Source organism: Simplicispira suum (assembly GCF_003008595.1).
GTDB classification, from domain to species: domain Bacteria; phylum Pseudomonadota; class Gammaproteobacteria; order Burkholderiales; family Burkholderiaceae_C; genus Simplicispira; species Simplicispira suum.
Genome location: NZ_CP027669.1, coordinates 2,915,679 through 2,933,365 on the forward strand (window position 1 = coordinate 2,915,679; position 17,687 = coordinate 2,933,365).

At 62.3% G+C, this 17,687-nt stretch carries 19 protein-coding genes; 15 read left to right on the plus strand and 4 right to left on the minus strand.

The window, feature by feature from the left end; translation table 11 throughout:
• Positions 1-2: 2 nt before the first annotated feature.
• The 4 genes from kdsA to C6571_RS13560 form a co-directional block, all read right to left on the minus strand.
• The gene (gene kdsA / locus C6571_RS13545; protein WP_106447148.1) at positions 3-860 is read right to left on the minus strand and encodes a 3-deoxy-8-phosphooctulonate synthase; all 858 of its coding nucleotides are present in this window, start codon (positions 858-860) and stop codon (positions 3-5) included.
• Positions 857-2,542 (minus strand): CTP synthase, encoded by a 1,686-nt coding sequence (locus C6571_RS13550; RefSeq protein ID WP_106447149.1) that lies wholly within the window; start codon positions 2,540-2,542, stop codon positions 857-859. The genes kdsA and C6571_RS13550 overlap by 4 nt, the downstream gene beginning before the upstream one ends.
• A gap of 334 nt (positions 2,543-2,876) precedes the next feature.
• Entirely contained in the window at positions 2,877-3,650 is a 774-nt protein-coding gene (locus tag C6571_RS13555) for a GntR family transcriptional regulator (protein ID WP_106447150.1), read from the minus strand.
• Between the two features lie 13 nt (positions 3,651-3,663).
• Entirely contained in the window at positions 3,664-5,355 is a 1,692-nt protein-coding gene (locus C6571_RS13560; protein ID WP_106447151.1) for a sigma-54-dependent Fis family transcriptional regulator, read from the minus strand.
• 293 nt (positions 5,356-5,648) lie between these two features.
• Between C6571_RS13560 and C6571_RS13565 the strand changes: the two genes are divergently transcribed.
• From C6571_RS13565 to C6571_RS13635, 15 genes are all read left to right on the plus strand, one after another.
• Positions 5,649-5,882 (plus strand): phenol hydroxylase subunit, encoded by a 234-nt coding sequence (locus C6571_RS13565; protein WP_106447152.1) that lies wholly within the window; start codon positions 5,649-5,651, stop codon positions 5,880-5,882.
• Between the two features lie 13 nt (positions 5,883-5,895).
• On the plus strand, positions 5,896-6,888 hold the full coding sequence (locus C6571_RS13570) for a ferritin family protein (protein WP_106447153.1): 993 nt from the start codon (positions 5,896-5,898) through the stop codon (positions 6,886-6,888).
• Between the two features lie 36 nt (positions 6,889-6,924).
• A complete protein-coding gene (locus tag C6571_RS13575; RefSeq protein ID WP_106448245.1) occupies positions 6,925-7,194 on the plus strand; it encodes an MmoB/DmpM family protein in 270 nt (89 codons plus the stop codon).
• 39 nt (positions 7,195-7,233) lie between these two features.
• Positions 7,234-8,823 (plus strand): aromatic/alkene/methane monooxygenase hydroxylase/oxygenase subunit alpha, encoded by a 1,590-nt coding sequence (locus C6571_RS13580; RefSeq protein WP_106447154.1) that lies wholly within the window; start codon positions 7,234-7,236, stop codon positions 8,821-8,823.
• The gene (locus tag C6571_RS13585; protein WP_106447155.1) at positions 8,820-9,176 is read left to right on the plus strand and encodes a phenol hydroxylase subunit P4; all 357 of its coding nucleotides are present in this window, start codon (positions 8,820-8,822) and stop codon (positions 9,174-9,176) included. The genes C6571_RS13580 and C6571_RS13585 overlap by 4 nt, the downstream gene beginning before the upstream one ends.
• Before the next feature lie 54 nt (positions 9,177-9,230).
• Positions 9,231-10,295, plus strand: coding sequence for an NADH:ubiquinone reductase (Na(+)-transporting) subunit F (locus C6571_RS13590; protein ID WP_106447156.1), 1,065 nt, complete (start codon positions 9,231-9,233; stop codon positions 10,293-10,295).
• Positions 10,296-10,301: 6 nt separating this feature from the next.
• Complete coding sequence (locus C6571_RS13595) at positions 10,302-10,664, plus strand: 2Fe-2S iron-sulfur cluster binding domain-containing protein (RefSeq protein WP_106447157.1); 363 nt, start codon at positions 10,302-10,304, stop codon at positions 10,662-10,664.
• Between the two features lie 39 nt (positions 10,665-10,703).
• Positions 10,704-11,648 carry a catechol 2,3-dioxygenase gene (locus tag C6571_RS13600; RefSeq protein ID WP_106447158.1) on the plus strand — a complete coding sequence of 315 codons (945 nt, stop codon included), beginning with the start codon at positions 10,704-10,706 and terminating at the stop codon, positions 11,646-11,648.
• Positions 11,635-12,117, plus strand: coding sequence for a GlcG/HbpS family heme-binding protein (locus C6571_RS13605; RefSeq protein WP_106447159.1), 483 nt, complete (start codon positions 11,635-11,637; stop codon positions 12,115-12,117). The genes C6571_RS13600 and C6571_RS13605 overlap by 14 nt, the downstream gene beginning before the upstream one ends.
• Positions 12,118-12,121: 4 nt before the next feature.
• The gene (locus C6571_RS13610) at positions 12,122-13,576 is read left to right on the plus strand and encodes a 2-hydroxymuconic semialdehyde dehydrogenase (protein WP_106447160.1); all 1,455 of its coding nucleotides are present in this window, start codon (positions 12,122-12,124) and stop codon (positions 13,574-13,576) included.
• Between the two features lie 68 nt (positions 13,577-13,644).
• Entirely contained in the window at positions 13,645-14,427 is a 783-nt protein-coding gene (gene dmpE, locus C6571_RS13615; protein ID WP_106447161.1) for a 2-oxopent-4-enoate hydratase, read from the plus strand.
• Between the two features lie 249 nt (positions 14,428-14,676).
• Positions 14,677-15,591 (plus strand): acetaldehyde dehydrogenase (acetylating), encoded by a 915-nt coding sequence (locus C6571_RS13620; RefSeq protein ID WP_106447162.1) that lies wholly within the window; start codon positions 14,677-14,679, stop codon positions 15,589-15,591.
• Between the two features lie 14 nt (positions 15,592-15,605).
• On the plus strand, positions 15,606-16,643 hold the full coding sequence (gene dmpG, locus C6571_RS13625) for a 4-hydroxy-2-oxovalerate aldolase (protein WP_106447163.1): 1,038 nt from the start codon (positions 15,606-15,608) through the stop codon (positions 16,641-16,643).
• A gap of 10 nt (positions 16,644-16,653) precedes the next feature.
• Positions 16,654-17,442 (plus strand): 2-oxo-3-hexenedioate decarboxylase, encoded by a 789-nt coding sequence (gene dmpH / locus C6571_RS13630; RefSeq protein ID WP_106447164.1) that lies wholly within the window; start codon positions 16,654-16,656, stop codon positions 17,440-17,442.
• A gap of 20 nt (positions 17,443-17,462) precedes the next feature.
• Entirely contained in the window at positions 17,463-17,654 is a 192-nt protein-coding gene (locus tag C6571_RS13635) for a 2-hydroxymuconate tautomerase (RefSeq protein ID WP_106447165.1), read from the plus strand.
• Positions 17,655-17,687 lie beyond the last annotated feature (33 nt).

A 17,687-nucleotide genomic window follows, 5' to 3' on the forward strand; every position in this document is an offset into this window, starting at 1 on the left:
GCTCAGGCTCCAAAGTTGTTTTCAAGAAAACCGTGCTGCTTGGTGACGGCATCGAGCGCCAGCAGCGTTTCCAGCAGCGCACGCATGTGCTTGAGCGGCACGGCGTTGGGGCCGTCGCTGAGCGCGTTGGCCGGGTCCGGGTGCGTTTCCATGAACAAGCCCGCCACGCCCACCGCCACCGCCGCGCGCGCAAGTACCGGCACCATCTCGCGCTGGCCTCCGCTGCTGGTGCCGTTGCCGCCAGGCAACTGCACGCTGTGGGTGGCATCGAACACCACCGGTGCGCCGGTCTCACGCATGATGGCCAGGCTGCGCATGTCGCTCACCAAATTGTTGTAGCCAAAGCTGGCGCCGCGCTCGCAGGCCATGAAGTTGTCTTCGTTCAGGCCTGCCTCTTTGGCCGCTGCACGCGCCTTGTCGATCACGTTCTTCATGTCGTGCGGCGCGAGAAACTGGCCCTTCTTGATGTTCACTGGCTTGCCCGACTGGGCCACGGCGCGGATGAAATCGGTCTGGCGGCACAGAAAGGCGGGCGTTTGCAGCACATCGACCACGGCGGCTGCTTCGCGGATGTCGTCTTCGCTGTGCACATCGGTCAGCACCGGAACGCCGAGTTCACTTCGGATGCGGCCCAGAATCTCCAGGCCTTTTTCGCGCCCAGGGCCACGAAAGCTGGTGCCGGATGATCGGTTGGCCTTGTCAAAACTGCTTTTGAAGATGAACGGGATGCCAAGCGCGGAGGTGATCTCCTTGAGCTGGCCGGCCACGTCCATTTGCAATTGGGCCGACTCGATCACGCAGGGCCCGGCAATCAGGAAGAAGGGGCGATCAAGCCCGACGTCAAAACCGCACAACTTCATGTCGTGGTCTCCTCAGGTGCGCGCGCAGCACTCGGGTGCGCCTTGGCGTGGTGCGCAATGGCGGCGCGAATGAAGGCATTGAACAGCGGGTGTCCGGCCCAGGGCGTGGACTTGAATTCGGGGTGGAACTGCACGCCGACAAACCAGGGGTGCACGCTGCGCGGCAGCTCGACGATTTCCGTCAGGTGCTCGCGCTGGGTGAGCGCCGAAATCACCAAGCCAGCATCCCGCAGGCGGTCCAAATAATGCTTGTTGGCCTCGTAGCGGTGGCGGTGGCGCTCGGTGACCACGTCGCCGTAGATCTCGTGCGCCAGCGTGCCGGGCGCGACGTCGGAGCTTTGCGCGCCCAGGCGCATGGTGCCGCCCAGATCGGACGCCGCGCTGCGCTTCTGGATGCTGCCATCCTTGTCCTGCCACTCGCTGATGAGGGCAATCACCGGATGCGGCGTGGCCGGGTCGAACTCGGTGCTGTTGGCGCCGGCCAGGCCCGCCACATGGCGCGCGTATTCGATGGTGGCGACCTGCATGCCCAGGCAGATGCCCAGGTAGGGGAGTTGGTGCTCACGCGCGTACTGCGCCGTGGCAATCTTGCCCTCGACGCCGCGCTGGCCAAATCCGCCGGGCACCAGGATGCCATCAAAGCGCCCTAGGTTCTCGATTTCGGCCGGGGTCAGCGTCTCCGAATCAAGATATTCAATCTTCACGCGCACATGGCTTTGCATGCCAGCGTGGCGCAAAGCCTCGTTGACCGACTTGTAGCTGTCAGACAAATCAACGTATTTGCCGACCATGGCAATCGTCACTTCGCCTTGTGGGTTGGCGGTTTCGTGCACCAGCGCGTCCCAGCGCTTGAGGCTGGTGGGCGGGGTGTTCAGGCGCAGCTTGTCGCAGATCAGGCCATCAAGCCCCTGCTCGTGCAGCATGCGTGGCACCTTGTAGATGGTGTCAACGTCCCACATGCTGATCACGCCCCATTCGGGCACGTTGGTGAACAGCGAAATTTTGGCGCGCTCTTCGTCGGGAATCGCGCGGTCGGCGCGGCAAAGCAGGGCGTCGGGCTGGATACCGATCTTGCGCAGCTCTTGCACCGTGTGCTGGGTGGGCTTGGTCTTGAGCTCTCCGGCGGCCGCAATGAAGGGCACGTAGGTCAGGTGCACAAAAGCCGCGTTGTTCGGGCCGAGTTTCAGGCTGAGCTGGCGCACTGCTTCGAGGAAGGGGAGCGATTCGATGTCGCCCACTGTGCCACCAATTTCGACGATGGCCACGTCCACCGCGTCTGCCGTGCCCACGCCCGCGCCGCGCTTGATGTATTCCTGGATTTCGTTCGTGACGTGCGGAATCACCTGCACCGTCTTGCCGAGGTAGTCGCCCCGGCGTTCCTTCTCCAACACGCTCTGGTAGATGCGGCCGGTGGTGAAGTTGTTGGTTTTCTTCATTCGCGTTTCAATGAAACGCTCGTAGTGGCCCAGGTCGAGGTCGGTTTCGGCGCCGTCGTCGGTGACGAAGACTTCACCGTGCTGGAACGGCGACATGGTGCCCGGGTCCACGTTGATGTACGGGTCGAGCTTGATGAGAGTGACTTTGAGGCCCCGCGACTCAAGAATCGCGGCAAGGGAGGCGGAGGCGATTCCCTTGCCCAGGGAAGACACCACACCGCCGGTGACGAAGACGAATTTGGTCATGTCTTTTAAGGGATGCCCTGCGAGGCAGGTCAACGCCCAGGGTGACGGCGCGGATTCAGGCGGTTTGCGTCCTCGCACTCCATCCTGATCCGCACGACCCCATTGGCGCGAACAGCCGTTCGGGACATTTCTAGGTGGTGGGAAACGAGGATTATAGGAATGCCACGCCCGGCGCAGGACGCGCCGTGGGCAAGAAGGTCTTTGAAAGCCAGGAGCCTCATCCATCTGGGGATGACTCCGATCTCGTCGCGCCAATAGACCGATTCACCAAAAAATTGTGGATCGATGGTTCTGCATCGACGCAAAAGGTGTGGCGAATTGCCCCTGGACCCTGTCAGGCTGCAACCGGGACGGCCGCCGTGTCGTGCCCTGTGCCGCTTGGCAACGCCAGTTTGCCGGTTCGCAGCGCCTGGGCCAGCAAGTCTGGCGTAGCGCGAATGTGGGCCTCGAGCGCCAATGCTGCGCGGGCTTCGTGGCCTTCCATGGCCAATTCAAAGATCTGTCGATGCTCCGCATGCACGTCTCGTTCGGAATCCGGCAGTCCCATGGCATATCGTCGGTAGCGCTCGCTGTGGCGCGATAGAAGGCGCAGCACTTTTTGCGTCCAGGGCGACTTGTGGCCAGCCAAGAGGGCCTCGTGGAATTGCACGTTGAGCGCTTCCCATTGGCGCCGGTGGGCAGGCTCGATCGGTTGCTCCAGCGCAGAAATGGCGTCGTAGCTTTTCACGAGGTCGGCGCGCCACTGTGCGCCCCCATGGCGAATCGACTGGCGCAGCGTCTCAACCTCCAATTGCACGCGCAGGCGCGTCAGGTCTTCGAGTTCCGCTATGGCAATGGGCGCCACGCGAAATCCCCTCTGCCCCTCTGCGGTCACCAACGCATCGCTGACCAGTCGTGTGATCGCCTCACGCAGGGTGCCTGCACCGACGTGGTAGCGCACGCGCAGATGTTCGATGGGCAGCTTCATTCCCGGTTCAAGCCGACCTTCAACAATGTCGTTGCGCAACTCCGCGTAGGTTTGTTCGATCAATGTCCGCGATGTCGTCGCACCGAAGTCAGGGGTGTCGGCGTCCGTACTGGGTGCTTGCAAAAAAGAGCGCTTGGCCATAGGTCGATGTCGGTCAGACTTGAGCGCGCTCTTGCAAACGCGCCAAGCGATAGCTCAATTGCGGCCGCGTCAGGCCAAGGGCGCGTGCAGCGGCAGAAAGGTTGCCGCCCGCACGTGCAACGGCTTCGCGGATCAGGACGTCTTCAAGGGCCTCCAGCGTGAGGCCACTGTCTTGCAGCGCGTCGTACATTTGCATTGCTTGGGCGGTGGGTGCAGCAGCCCGCTCGAGCACTCCAGCGTCGTTCACGGTGGCGCCGGCTTGCAAGCTGATATGAGGAAAAAGCACTTCCGCCTCAACAGCTTCGCCCGACGGGGTGAGGATGACGCCGCGCTCGATCAGATTTTCCAGCTCGCGCACATTCCCCGGCCAGCTGTAGGCACGCATTGCCAGAAGGGCATGATCGGTAAAGCCCAAAATGCGCTTTCCATGGAGCGCCACGTATTTCTGCAGCAGGTGCATGGCGAGCGCTTCGATATCGTCGACCCGCTCACGTAGCGCCGGGATGCGAATCGGATACACGTTCAGCCGGTACAGCAAATCGCGCCGAAAGTGGCCTTGCTGTACGGCCTTTTCCAGATCCATGTTGGTGGCGGCAATCAGGCGCACATCCACCTTGCGTGCTTCGGTGCTGCCCAGGCGCTCAATCTCCCCGGTCTGCAGCACACGCAGCAGCTTGGCCTGTGCGGCGAGAGGAAGCTCGCCAAGCTCGTCCAGCATCAAGGTGCCGCCGTCGGCACGTTCGAAGCGCCCGATGCGCACGGCACTTGCGCCGGTGTAGGCGCCCTTTTCAGCACCAAAGAGTTCGCTTTCGACCAATTCTGCAGGCAATGCAGCGCAGTTCACCGCCACGAAGGGCTTGTCGGCCCGGGCTCCCATGCTGTGTAGAGCGCGCGCAAAGCGCTCCTTGCCGACGCCGGTTTCCCCCGTGAGCAGCACGGTGACCTGCGTCTGCGCTGCCTTGCGCAGCAAGTCCACCGTTTGTTCAAATGCGCGCGAGCGACCCACCAGCGGGCCTTGCTCATCGGCAGGCTGCATCTGCGTGCGCAGCGACTGCACCTGCGACTGCAACTCGTCCAGCGTGACCAATACCGAATCGGCGTCGTAGTCGCGCGCCAGTGCCGGAGCGTCTGGCCACTCCTCGGCAAAGCGCCCTTCGATCAGGCAGTGGCTGCAACCGCAGGCGCTGCACTGGACCTCCTTGTACAGAACGGAGCGACGAAAAAAGGCACTGGTGTAGCCCGAGGCATAGCCCAGCAGCATCCAGCAGACCGGGGCCTGTTGCGGGCCGAAGTCCCGTGTGTGCGATTCGGCTTCCCAGCTGTGGTCCCACCGAAACTGCCCCAGGAAATGACCAGCTTCCTCATCCAGCTCAAAGGTCTGTGGGGTGACCTGCACCGCGCCTTCGAGCATGTGCAACTGCGGGCCGACGGCAAAGGCCTCGAAGAGCGGCGCGTCAGGGCGCACCTGGCGCGCAAGAAGTGCGTCGCGTTCACCCGAGGCGTAGCCGGCACGCATCAGTACGCGCCGCGCGTGCGACGGCCCAATCGACGCCATCAACTCCCTGCGCAAGGCGCTGAAAGCCGCTGCATGCACCAGCAGCATGCGCTGCCCCGACAACCAGATACGTCCGTCCCCGGCCGAAAAATGCACCAGACGCCGCAGATCGGCGTCGGACGGCAGCGGAGGGAGGGTCGTGGGTGGCACAGCGCAATTATCGATAAACAAGTGTGATATCGAACTAGGGTTTTACCCGGTTTTCGAGGGATTTCATCATTTGATGAAGTCAATGGCGTCATTTTGATGAATTCATCATGCTGCGATGCTGCATCTTTGTCTATGTATGTGCGATCTCACACAAAAATCAGGCCTTGGAGATGCGAATTCTGATTCCGAGTAGGTGCTTACCCTTGGAACTCCGTGATTTTCGGTGTTTTATCGATATTTGGCACGGACCATGCAAAGAAGACTGCGCAAAGCCAACCCGCAGGAGTCCGCAAATGAATACCGAATCGCCAGCCTTCGATCACCCGCAGTGTGATGTGACGAAGCGCTTCATCCGCGTATTGAGAAGACGCGACAACGGCCTTGTTGAGTTCGAGTTTTCGATCGGCTGGCCGGAACTGGTCGTGGAGTTGATGCTGCCACACCAAGACTTTGATGCGTTTTGCGAGAAGCACAAAGTGCTCCGGCTCGACGCGGTCAGTCCCAGTCCGAATTCCCCCAACGTTTGAGGAGACAAAGAAGATGAATATCGACTTGCAGGCACGGGCCATTGAGCCGCAGCGCCACACTTTTGCCCGCGTGGCCGCCTACATTGGCGACAAAACCGCCTCGCGCTACCAAGAGGCGACCCTGGGGGTGCAGTCCACGGCGAACTTTCACTATCGCCCGACCTGGGAGCCCGAGTTTGAGCTGTTTGACACCGGTCGCACCGCAGTCAAGCTGGCGGACTGGTACGTGCTGCGTGACCCACGCCAGTACTACTACGCCAACTGGACCATGACTCGCGCACGCCAGCAGGACGCGATGGAATCGAACTACCAGTTTGTCGAATCGCGGGGCCTCGCGACAAAGATGCCTGATGGTCTGCGCGCCAAAGCATGTGAAGTACTGCTCCCACTGCGCCATGTGGCTTGGGGCGGAAACATGAACAACACCCAGGTGTGCTCGCGCGGTTATGGCACCGCCTTCACGGCGCCCGCCATGCTGCATGCCATGGACCAGCTTGGTGTGGCGCAGTACCTGACGCGTCTGGGACTGGCGCTGGAAGAACCAGGTGCTCTGGATGCGGGCAAGAAAGACTGGTTGGAACATCCCCGCTGGCAGGGGCTGCGCCGTCTGGTCGAAGACACCCTGGTGGTGCAGGACCCGTTTGAGCTGTTCGTGGCGCAGAACCTGGCCATGGATGGGCTGCTGTACCCCTTTATCTACACGCATTTCGTGGACGACTACCTGGCGCCCCACGGCGGTACAGCGGTTTCCATGCTCACCGCCTTCATGCCCGAATGGCATCAGGAGTCGGCGCGCTGGGTGGATGCGGTGGTCAAGGTGGCTGCTGCGGAGTCCGACGCCAACCGAACGCTGATTTCCGGCTGGTACCAGAGCTACGTTGAGCAGGCACAGGCGGCGCTTGCACCAGTGGCCGAGCTTGCGCTCGGAGAGGCCGGTCTGGGGGCTTTGCAAACCGTTCGTGAGTCGCTCGATGCCCGTGCCCGCAAAGCCGGCCTTGATGTTTAAGCATTTCAGCCAGGAACAACCATGACAACACCCGTGATCTCCAAGGTCTTCATCGCCTTTCAGGACAACGAAGAGTCCCGGCCCGTGATTGAGGCCATCCTCGCCGACAACCCCGAGGCCACAGCGGTGCATTCGCCCGGTCTCGTCAAGATCGACGCGCCCGGCCGCATGGTCATCCGCCGCGCCACGATTGAAGAGCTGGTGGGTCGCCCGTTCGATCTGCAGCAGATCCAGGTCAACCTGGTCACCCTGTCCGGAAACGTCGACGAAGACGACGACGAACTCTCGCTCAGCTGGCTCGGCTGAGCCCCCAACAGAACCGCATACGCACACAAGGAGACACCGATGGACGCCCCTGTAAGCAAAAAGAAACTCGGCCTGAAAGATCGCTATACCGCCATGACGCGCGGTCTGGGCTGGGACACCACCTACCAGCCCATGGACAAGGTGTTCCCGTACGACAAGTACGAGGGCATCAAGATTCACGATTGGGACAAGTGGGAAGACCCCTTCCGCCTGACCATGGACGCGTACTGGAAGTACCAGGGCGAAAAAGAGAAAAAGCTCTACGCCGTCATCGAGGCCTTTGCCCAAAACAATGGTCAGCTCGGTGTCTCGGATGCGCGCTACATCAACGCACTCAAGCTCTTCATTCAAGGTGTGGTCCCGCTTGAGTACTACGCGCACCGTGGCTTTGCGCACGCGGGTCGGCATTTCACCGGCCCTGGCGCCCGCGTTGCCGCGCAGATGCAGTCGATTGATGAGCTGCGCCACTTCCAGACCGAAACCCACGCGCTGTCGCACTACAACAAGTATTTCAATGGCATGCACAACAGCAGCCACTGGTTTGACCGGGTCTGGTTCCTGTCGGTGCCCAAGTCGTTCTTTGAAGATGCGCTGACCGCCGGGCCGTTCGAGTTCCTCACGGCAGTGAGCTTCTCGTTTGAATACGTGCTCACCAACCTCCTCTTTGTGCCGTTCATGTCTGGCGCGGCGCATAACGGCGACCTGTCTACCGTCACCTTCGGCTTCTCGGCGCAAAGCGACGAGTCGCGCCACATGACGCTGGGTATCGAGTGCATCAAGTTCATGTTGGAACAAGACCCCGCCAACGTGCCCATCGTGCAGGGCTGGATCGACAAATGGTTCTGGCGCGGCTACCGCGTGCTGACCCTGGTGGCCATGATGCAGGACTACATGCTGCCCAAGCGCGTGATGAGCTGGAAGGAAGCCTGGGAAATGTACGCAGAGGAAAACGGCGGCGCGCTGTTTCGCGACCTGGCGCGCTACGGCATCCGCGAGCCCCTGGGCTGGAAGATGGCTTGCGAAGGCAAGGACCACATCAGCCACCAGGCCTGGAACATCTTCTATAACTACACCGCAGCCGCCACCTTCCACACCTGGGTGCCCAAGGAAGAAGAAATGCAGTGGCTCAGCGAGAAGTACCCGGACACCTTCGACAAGTACTACCGCCCTCGCCTGGAGCACTACCGCGAGCAGCAGCAGGCGGGCAAGCGCTTCTACAACAACACGCTGCCGATGCTGTGCACCACCTGCCAGATTCCGATGGGCTTTACCGAGCCGGGCGATGCCACCAAGATCTGCTACCGCGAGTCGGAGCACGAGGGCGAGAAGTACCACTTCTGCAGCGATGGCTGCAAGGACATCTTTGACCACGAGCCCGAGAAGTACATCCAGGCCTGGCTGCCCGTGCAGCAGATCTATCAGGGCAATTGCTTCAAGCCCGATGTCGACCCCACCGCCGAAGGCTTCGACCCGCTGCTTGCCGTGCTTGACTGGTACCAGATGGAAGTTGGCCGCGACAACTTCGAGTTTGAAGGCTCGGAAGACCAGAAGAACTTTGCCGCCTGGCGCGGCGAGCCCTTACCGGCCAGCGCAAGCGCCGCTGCCTCAGCGCAAGGAGACCAGTCATGAGCGTCAAAGCCCTCAAGCCCTACAACTTTCCCGCCAAGGACGTGCGTGCGAACTTCCCGGCTCCCCTGCTGTTCATCGGCTGGGAAGACCATTTGATGTTCTGCTCGCCAGTGGCCCTTCCACTGCCCGCCGAAACGCCATTTGGCGCATTGGCCCAGGCTGTGTTGCCGGGTGTGTATGGCGCCCATCCCGACTTCGAGCGCATCGACTGGGACACCGTCGAATGGTTCAAGTCGGGGCAGGCCTGGAAGCCAGACCCTGCCAAGTCGCTGGAGGCCAATGGCCTCAAGCACAAGGATGCGATCCGCTTTCGCACACCGGGTCTGACCGGTATTCAGGGGTCTTTCAGCTAACCATTGATGAGAGGCGCCGGCGGACGCATCACCAGTCCGCCGGCCCGACACGCCATGAGCTACCAACTGACTCTAGAGCCGCTGGGCACCACCATTGACGTGGAGGAAGGCCAGACCGTGCTTGACGCTGCCCTGCGCTCCGGCCTGTACATCCCCCACGCCTGTGGCCACGGCCTGTGTGGCACCTGCAAGATTCAGGTCACCGAAGGCGAGGTGGACCTCGGTCCGGCCAATCCGTTCGCCCTGATGGACATGGAGCGCGACGACGGCATGGCGCTGGCCTGCTGCGCCACGCTGCTGTCCGACGTGACGGTCGAAGCCGACATGGAAGACGAGCCGGACGCGCAAGTCATCCCCGTGCGCGACTTTGCCGCCACGGTGGTGCGCATCGATCGGCTGACGCCGACCATCAAGGCACTGCACCTGCGGCTGCACGAGCCGATTCGTTACCAAGCCGGCCAGTATGTGCAAGTCCAGATTCCGGGTGTCGAAGGCGGCCGTGCCTTCTCGATTGCCAATGCTCCGGGGCCCGATGGCCTGAGCAGCGAAATCGAATTGAACGTGCGCCTGGTGCCGGGCGGTGCTGGCACCACCTGGCTGCACCAAAGCCTGAAGGAAGGCGACCGTGTGCAGTTGGCCGGGCCCTATGGGCGCTTTTTCGTGCGCCGCTCGGCCGCCATGCCTATGGTTTTCATGGCTGGCGGGTCGGGGCTGTCGAGTCCGCGGGCCATGATTCTCGAATTGCTGGCGAACGGATCCAGCGAGCCCATCACGCTGGTGTATGGCCAACGCTCCTCGGAGGAGCTGTATTACGACGCAGAGTTTCGCGCCCTTGCCGAACAGCACCCGCATTTCACCTACGTGCCGGCGCTCTCCGAGGTGGGCGAAGACCATGATTGGAGCGGCGCGCGAGGCTTCGTTCACGAGGCCGCCCAGGCCCATTTCAAGGGCAGCTTTGCCGGCCACAAGGCCTACCTGTGCGGTCCGCCGCCCATGATTGAGGCCTGTATTGGCACGCTGATGCAGGGGCGCTTGTTCGAGCGCGACATCTACACCGAGAAGTTTCTCTCGGCCGCTGATGCACAGAGCGCGCGCAGCCCGCTGTTCAAGCGGGTTTGAAAAGGAATGGCCATGCTTTTCGATACCCGACCCAAAGTCAGCGTCAGCGTCGCACAGACTGGCGAGAGCTACGTCTGTGCAACGACAGAGAGTCTGCTGGCCGGCATGTTGCGCCTGGGCCGCAAAGGCATCCCCGTGGGCTGCGTCAACGGCGGCTGCGGGGTGTGCAAGGTGCGGATTGTGGAAGGCGCGGTGCAGCCGCTGGGGCCGGTGAGCCGTGCCCATGTGAGCCTGGCTGAGGAAGCCGACGGATACACCCTGGCCTGCCGGGTGGCGCCCACCGAAGCGGTGCGGCTCGAAGTGGCAGGCAGGCTGACGAAGCCTTTTTCTTCTGGGCCACGGCGCATCGGCGCAGCCCAAACCGAATGACTGATTGACCGATTGATTCACCAACCGAAGGAGACAGACATGGGTGTATTGCGAATGGGCCACGCGAGTGTGCGGGTCATGGACATCGACGCTGCAGTGCGGCACTACGAGAACGTGCTGGGCCTCAAGACGGTCATGACCGACAAGGCCGGCAACGTCTACCTCAAATGCTGGGACGAGTGGGACAAGTATTCGCTCATCCTCACCCCCAGCGACCGAGCAGGCCTGAACCACGTCGCCTACAAGGTGCAGGACGATGCCGATCTCGACGCACTTCAAAAACGCATTGAAGCCTGGGGCACCAAGACCACCATGCTGGCAGAAGGCGCCTTGCCATCCACCGGGCGCATGCTGCAGTTCGACCTGCCCAGCGGCCACGAAATGCGCCTGTATGCCATGAAGGAGTACGTGGGTACGGATGTTGGCACCACCAACCCCGACCCATGGCCGGACGGCATCCGGGGAGCCGGTGCGCACTGGCTGGACCACTGCCTGCTGATGTGCGAGATGAATCCGCCCGAAGGCATCAACACCGTGCAGGACAACACGCGTTTCATGAAGGAGTGCCTGGACTTCTTCTTGACCGAGCAGGTGCTGGTGGGGCCGAACGCCGACATGCAGGCCGCCACCTGGATGACGCGCACCAGTACGCCGCACGACATCGCTTTTGTGGGTGGCCCGGTCAGCGGCTTGCACCACATTGCGTTCTTCCTCGATTCCTGGCACGACGTGCTCAAGGCGGCCGACGTGATGGCCAAGAACAAGGTGCGGATTGACGTGGCGCCCACCCGCCACGGCATTACGCGCGGCGAGACGATTTACTTCTTTGACCCGAGTGGCAATCGCAACGAAACCTTTGCCGGCCTGGGCTATCTGGCGCAACCGGATCGCCCTGTGACCACGTGGAGCGAAGACCGCCTGGGCAGCGGAATTTTCTACCACACGGGCGAACTTGTGAGCTCCTTCACCGATGTCTACACCTGAGCCCATCCCCACGTCGGTGGGCCCGCACAGCACCGTGCAGCACTGCATCACGTGGCGCGCGGCGCATGCAGCTGCGGGTGCTGCAGCAGTGCATGCGGCCGAGATCGGCGCCTCGGTCAACGTGGCGTTGGTCGATGCGGCTGGGGTGCTGGCGGCCTTTGTGCGCATGCCCGGCGCGCCACTGCACTCAGTCGATATTGCCATCGACAAGGCCTATACCGCTGCGAGCTTTGGCTTGGCCACTTCGCAGTGGCACGCCGTGCTCGCCGGACATTCGACGGCTGTGCGCGAAGGCCTGGTCCTTCGGCCGCGCTTTGTCGCCTTTGGCGGCGGCCTGCCCATTGTGGAAGGCGGCGCGCGCATCGGCGCGATTGGCGTCTCGGGTGGCAGCGAAGCGCAGGACGAGGCAATTGCCCGTGCGGGCCTGCGCGCCCTGGGGCTTGAAGCCCTCGAACCCTCTACTGAATAGAACCATGAAAAATATCCAAAACTTCATCAACGGCGAATACCTGGGCAGTGAGCGCCAATTCGACAAACACTCGCCCACCACCGGCGCCGTGATTGCCAAGGTGCACGAGGCCGATCGCTCTCAGGTCAACGCTGCCGTCGCCGCCGCCCGCGCTGCGCTTGATGGCCCCTGGGGCAGGATGAGTGTGGCCGAGCGCGTCGAGCGCCTGCACGCCCTGGCCGATGGCATCAACCAGCGCTTTGATGAGTTTCTGGACGCAGAGTGCGCCGACACCGGCAAGCCTCGCAGCCTGGCGAGCCACATCGACATTCCACGCGGCGCAGCCAACTTCAAGGTGTTTGCCGACGTTGTCAAGAACGTGGCTACCGAATTTTTCGAAACCGCAACGCCCGACGGGCGCGGCGCCATCAACTACGGTTACCGCACACCCGTGGGCGTGGTGGGCGTGATCTGCCCCTGGAACCTGCCGCTGCTCTTGATGACCTGGAAGGTGGGCCCGGCGCTGGCCTGCGGCAACACCGTGGTCGTCAAGCCCTCGGAAGAAACGCCGCAGACAGCCGCCTTGCTGGGTGAGGTGATGAATGCGGCCGGCATTCCGCCCGGTGTGTACAACGTGGTGCATGGTTTTGGTCCCGATTCGGCGGGCGAATTTCTCACCACACACCCCGGCGTGGACGCCATCACTTTCACCGGCGAGACGCGCACCGGCGAGGCCATCATGAAGGCTGCCGCCCACGGTGCGCGCCCGGTGAGCCTGGAAATGGGGGGCAAGAACGCCGCCATCGTCTTTGCCGATTGCGACTTCGATGCCGCCATTGAGGGCACGTTGCGCTCGGTGTTTGCCAACTGTGGTCAGGTCTGCCTGGGCACCGAGCGGGTGTACGTCGAGCGCCCGCTTTTTGAGAAATTCGTCGCCGCTCTCAAGCAAGGCGCCGAGGACATGAAAATCGGGGTACCCGAAGACGCTGCCGCCGGCATGGGCCCCTTGATCAGCAAGGAGCACCAGGCCAAGGTGCTGTCGTACTACCAGCTTGCGGTGGAGGAGGGTGCCACGGTGGTCACCGGCGGCGGTGTGCCCGACATGGGGCCCGCGCATGCGGGGGGCTCGTGGGTTCAGCCGACGATCTGGACCGGGCTGCCCGAGACGGCGCGTGTCATCAAGGAAGAAATCTTCGGCCCCTGCTGCCACATCGCCCCCTTCGATACCGAAGACGAAGTGCTGGCCAAGGCCAACGACAACGTGTACGGCCTGGCGACTGCCATCTGGACGCGCGACCTGGCGCGCGCGCACCGCGTGGCGCAGCGCATGAAGGTGGGGCTCTCGTGGGTCAACAGCTGGTTCCTGCGCGACCTGCGCACGCCCTTTGGCGGCTCCAAGCAATCGGGCATCGGGCGTGAGGGCGGCGTGCATTCGCTGGAGTTCTACACCGAGCTCAAGAACGTCTGCATCAAGCTCTGAAATATGAATAAAAAATGCCTCTAGCGCTTATCTGTAAACACTTTATAGCTATTGAATAGATAGTATTTATGCACACCGATCTGATCCAGTCTCTGGGCGATGAACTCTACGACGCGCTGAAAGCCTGCCGCACCGTGGCGCCCCTTACCAGCCGCCACGAAGGCATTACCATCGAAGATGCCTACGCCATCCAGCAACGCATGATGGCGCGCCGCCTGCAAGCGGGTGAGCGCGTAGTGGGCAAGAAAATTGGCGTCACCAGCGCTGCCGTGATGAACATGCTGGGTGTCTACCAGCCCGACTTTGGCTGGCTCACCGACGCCATGGTCTACAACGAAGGCGAAGCCATTGCCGCCAGCACGCTGATCCAGCCCAAGGCGGAGGGCGAAATCGCCTTTGTGCTCAAGAAGTCGCTCAAGGGCCCCGGCGTGACTGCGGCCGACGTGCTGGCTGCCACCGAGGGCGTGATGGCGTGCTTTGAGATCGTCGATTCGCGCATCCAGGACTGGAAGATCAAGATTCAGGACACCGTGGCCGACAACGCCTCTTGCGGCGTCTTTGTGCTCGGCGACCGCCTGGTGGACCCGCGCGATGTGGACCTGGTCACCTGCGGCATGGTGCTGGAGAAAAACGGCGAAATCGTCGCCACCGGTGCCGGCGCCGCCGCCCTTGGCCATCCAGCCAATGCCGTGGCCTGGCTGGCCAACACGCTGGGCTCGCACGGTATTGCGCTGGAAGCGGGTGAAGTGGTGTTGTCGGGTTCGCTCGCCATCATGGTTCCCGTGGTCGCAGGCGACAACCTGCGCGTGACCATCGGCGGCATTGGCGGTTGCTCGGTCCGGTTTGTATGAAAAAACAAACCCCTGAGGTGCTTGGTGCCTCGGTGCTTGCGCCAGAGGCGTCCGCTCTACGGCGCCGTCCAAGCCTGCGCTGGCAGGCTTGGAATCGTCGCTACCAGCCCCTTGTCTCGCATCGCAGCGCGCTGCGGGAGGGGGGCGCCGCCAGCGCGGCGGGGCGGCCCTTGCGCGGTCGCCATGGGCCTGGGCTGCGCCGGCATCCCCCACCGCGCCCCTGAACAATGATTTCTACGGAGAAAACAGATGAGCAAAAAAATCAAATGCGCCTTGATCGGGCCTGGAAATATTGGCACCGACTTGCTGGCCAAGCTCCAGCGCAGTGCGGTCCTGGAGGCGGTCTGGATGGTTGGCATCGACCCGGAGTCCGACGGATTGAAGCGCGCCCGCGAGATGGGCATCAAAACCACCGCCGAAGGCGTCGATGGCCTGATTCCTCACATGAAGGCAGACGGCGTGCAGATCGTTTTTGACGCCACCAGCGCCTATGTGCACGCGGAGAATTCGCGCAAGGTAAATGCCGAGGGCGCGATGATGATTGACCTCACGCCCGCCGCCATCGGGCCGTTCTGCGTACCGCCGGTGAACTTGAAGCAGCACGTTGGCCAGCGTGAGATGAACGTCAACATGGTCACCTGCGGAGGCCAGGCCACGATTCCCATGATCTACGCGGTCAGCCGCGTACAGGCCGTGGCGTATGGTGAGATTGTTGCCACCGTCTCGTCCAGATCTGCGGGCCCAGGGACGCGCAAGAACATTGACGAATTCACCCGCACCACGGCCGGTGCCGTCGAGAAAGTGGGCGGTGCCAAAAAGGGCAAGGCCATCATCATCATCAACCCGGCTGAGCCGCCGATGATCATGCGCGACACCGTGCATTGCCTCACCGAGGGCGAGCCGGATCAGGCCGCCATCACGGCCTCCATCCACGAGATGATCAAGGAAGTGCAGAAGTACGTGCCGGGCTACCGTCTGGTCAACGGTCCGGTATTTGACGGCAAGCGTGTCTCCGTCTTTCTCGAGGTGGAAGGCCTGGGTGACTACCTGCCCAAGTACGCAGGCAATCTGGACATCATGACCGCCGCCGCCGCGCGCACGGCAGAGATGTTTGCACAAGAAATTCTGGCCGGCTCGCTCACGCTTGAAGCCGTCGCCGCCTGAACCTGGAGCACACCATGAGCACACTCAAAGGCAAAAAAGTTCGTCTGCACGATATGACGCTGCGCGACGGCATGCACCCCAAGCGCCACCTGATGACCTTGGAGCAGATGACCTCCGTCGCCACTGCACTGGACGGGGCTGGCATGCCGCTGATCGAGGTGACGCACGGCGACGGTCTGGGCGGCAGCTCGGTCAACTACGGTTTTCCGGCCCACACCGACGAGGAATACCTGGGTGCGGTGGTTCCGCTAATGCAGCATGCCAAAGTCTCGGCTCTGCTCATTCCCGGTATCGGTACCGTGGACCACCTGCGCATGGCGCACGATCTGGGTGTGCACACCATTCGCGTCGCCACGCACTGCACCGAGGCCGACGTGAGCGAGCAGCACATTGGCCTGGCGCGCAAGCTCGGCATGGACACCGTGGGCTTTCTGATGATGAGCCACATGAACAGTGCCGAAGGCCTGGTCACGCAGGCCAGGCTGATGGAGGGCTACGGCGCCAACTGCATCTACATCACCGACTCGGCCGGTCACATGTTGCCGCACGACGTGAAAGAAAAACTCGGTGCGGTGCGCCAGGCCTTGAAGCCCGAGACCGAACTCGGCTTTCACGGCCACCACAACCTCGCGATGGGCGTTGCCAACAGCCTGGCCGCCATTGAAGTGGGCTGCAGCCGCATCGATGCGGCCGCCGCCGGCCTGGGTGCGGGTGCGGGCAATACCCCCATGGAAGTGCTGGTGGCGGTATGCGATCTGATGGGTATAGACACCGGTGTCGATGTTTTCAAGATCCAGGACGTTGCCGAAGACTTGGTTGTGCCCATCATGGATTTTCCCATCCGAATCGATCGTGACGCACTTACGCTGGGCTATGCCGGCGTGTACGGCTCCTTTCTGTTGTTCGCCAAGCGCGCAAGCCAGAAGTACGGTGTTCCGGCGCGTGAAATCCTTGTCGAAATGGGCCGCCGTGGCATGGTCGGCGGCCAGGAAGACATGATCGAAGACACCGCGCTCACGCTGGCCAAGGCGCGCGGTTTGCAAGTGGCTTGAAGGACAAAAAATGGCACTGAACGCATCCACCCTCGACCAGCTTGCAGAACAGCTGGAAAACTGCCAGCTCAAGGCAAAAGACACACTGAAGATCACCGAGTCCCATCCGGACATGGGCTGGGACGACGCCTACGCCATTCAGGACCGCATCCTGGCGCGCAAGCTCGCGCGCGGTGCCCGCGTGGTGGGCTACAAGGCAGGGCTTACCTCCCATGCCAAGATGAAGCAGATGGACGTGACCGACCCGGTGTTCGGCTTTCTGGTCGACGAGTTCGTTGTTCCCGAAGGTGGCGAAATTAAGGTGAGCGACTTGATCCACCCCAAGGTCGAACCGGAGATCTGCTTCGTCACCCGCACCGAACTCAAGGGCCCGGGTTGCCATATCGGCGCCGTACTGGCTGCCAGCGACGTGGTGCTCCCCGGCATCGAAGTGATCGACAGCCGCTACCGTGATTTCAAATTTGACCTGAAAAGCGTGGTGGCCGACAACACCTCGGCCGCGCGCTTCGTGGTTGGCGGCCGCGTGGCCTCCGCGCGCGACCTGGATCTGCGCACCCTTGGCATCGTGCTGGAGAAGAACGGCCAGCCGGTGGCGCTGGGCGCTGGAGCGGCGGTGTTGGGGCATCCGGCCGCAGCGGTCGCCATGCTGGTCAACCACCTGGGTCGGCGCGGGAAGACGCTGCCCGCAGGCAGCCTGGTGCTCTCGGGCGGCATCACCGAGGCGGTGGCGGTTCAGGCGGGTGACAACGTGACGCTGCGCATTCAGCACCTGGGCAGTGTGTCCGTGCGTTTTGTTTAAAAGCCAGCCAAGGAGCCCCGATGCCATTTGCCCAGATTTACATGATTGAAGGCCGAACGGCCGAGCAGAAAAAGGCCGTCATTGAAAAGGTCACCCAGGCGCTGCACGAAGCCGTAGGCGCACCCGTGGAGAACGTGCGTGTCTGGATTCACGACGTCCCCAAAGAAAACTGGGGAATTGCCGGGGTGAGCGCGAAGGATCTCGGGCGTTGAACACCCGGAGCCAGAGGCACAAGGGCTCAGGAT

Coding starts and splice junctions, on each gene's coding strand:
- C6571_RS13600 (WP_106447158.1), top strand. CDS start 10,704: ATGGGTGTATTGCGAATGGGCCACGCGAGTGTGCGGGTCATGGACATC.
- dmpG (WP_106447163.1), top strand. CDS start 15,606: ATGAGCACACTCAAAGGCAAAAAAGTTCGTCTGCACGATATGACGCTG.
- C6571_RS13555 (WP_106447150.1), bottom strand. CDS start 3,650: ATGGCCAAGCGCTCTTTTTTGCAAGCACCCAGTACGGACGCCGACACC.
- C6571_RS13595 (WP_106447157.1), top strand. CDS start 10,302: ATGGCCATGCTTTTCGATACCCGACCCAAAGTCAGCGTCAGCGTCGCA.
- C6571_RS13635 (WP_106447165.1), top strand. CDS start 17,463: ATGCCATTTGCCCAGATTTACATGATTGAAGGCCGAACGGCCGAGCAG.
- kdsA (WP_106447148.1), bottom strand. CDS start 860: ATGAAGTTGTGCGGTTTTGACGTCGGGCTTGATCGCCCCTTCTTCCTG.
- C6571_RS13605 (WP_106447159.1), top strand. CDS start 11,635: ATGTCTACACCTGAGCCCATCCCCACGTCGGTGGGCCCGCACAGCACC.
- C6571_RS13565 (WP_106447152.1), top strand. CDS start 5,649: ATGAATACCGAATCGCCAGCCTTCGATCACCCGCAGTGTGATGTGACG.
- C6571_RS13610 (WP_106447160.1), top strand. CDS start 12,122: ATGAAAAATATCCAAAACTTCATCAACGGCGAATACCTGGGCAGTGAG.
- C6571_RS13590 (WP_106447156.1), top strand. CDS start 9,231: ATGAGCTACCAACTGACTCTAGAGCCGCTGGGCACCACCATTGACGTG.
- C6571_RS13570 (WP_106447153.1), top strand. CDS start 5,896: ATGAATATCGACTTGCAGGCACGGGCCATTGAGCCGCAGCGCCACACT.
- C6571_RS13580 (WP_106447154.1), top strand. CDS start 7,234: ATGGACGCCCCTGTAAGCAAAAAGAAACTCGGCCTGAAAGATCGCTAT.
- C6571_RS13585 (WP_106447155.1), top strand. CDS start 8,820: ATGAGCGTCAAAGCCCTCAAGCCCTACAACTTTCCCGCCAAGGACGTG.
- dmpE (WP_106447161.1), top strand. CDS start 13,645: ATGCACACCGATCTGATCCAGTCTCTGGGCGATGAACTCTACGACGCG.
- C6571_RS13620 (WP_106447162.1), top strand. CDS start 14,677: ATGAGCAAAAAAATCAAATGCGCCTTGATCGGGCCTGGAAATATTGGC.
- C6571_RS13550 (WP_106447149.1), bottom strand. CDS start 2,542: ATGACCAAATTCGTCTTCGTCACCGGCGGTGTGGTGTCTTCCCTGGGC.
- dmpH (WP_106447164.1), top strand. CDS start 16,654: ATGGCACTGAACGCATCCACCCTCGACCAGCTTGCAGAACAGCTGGAA.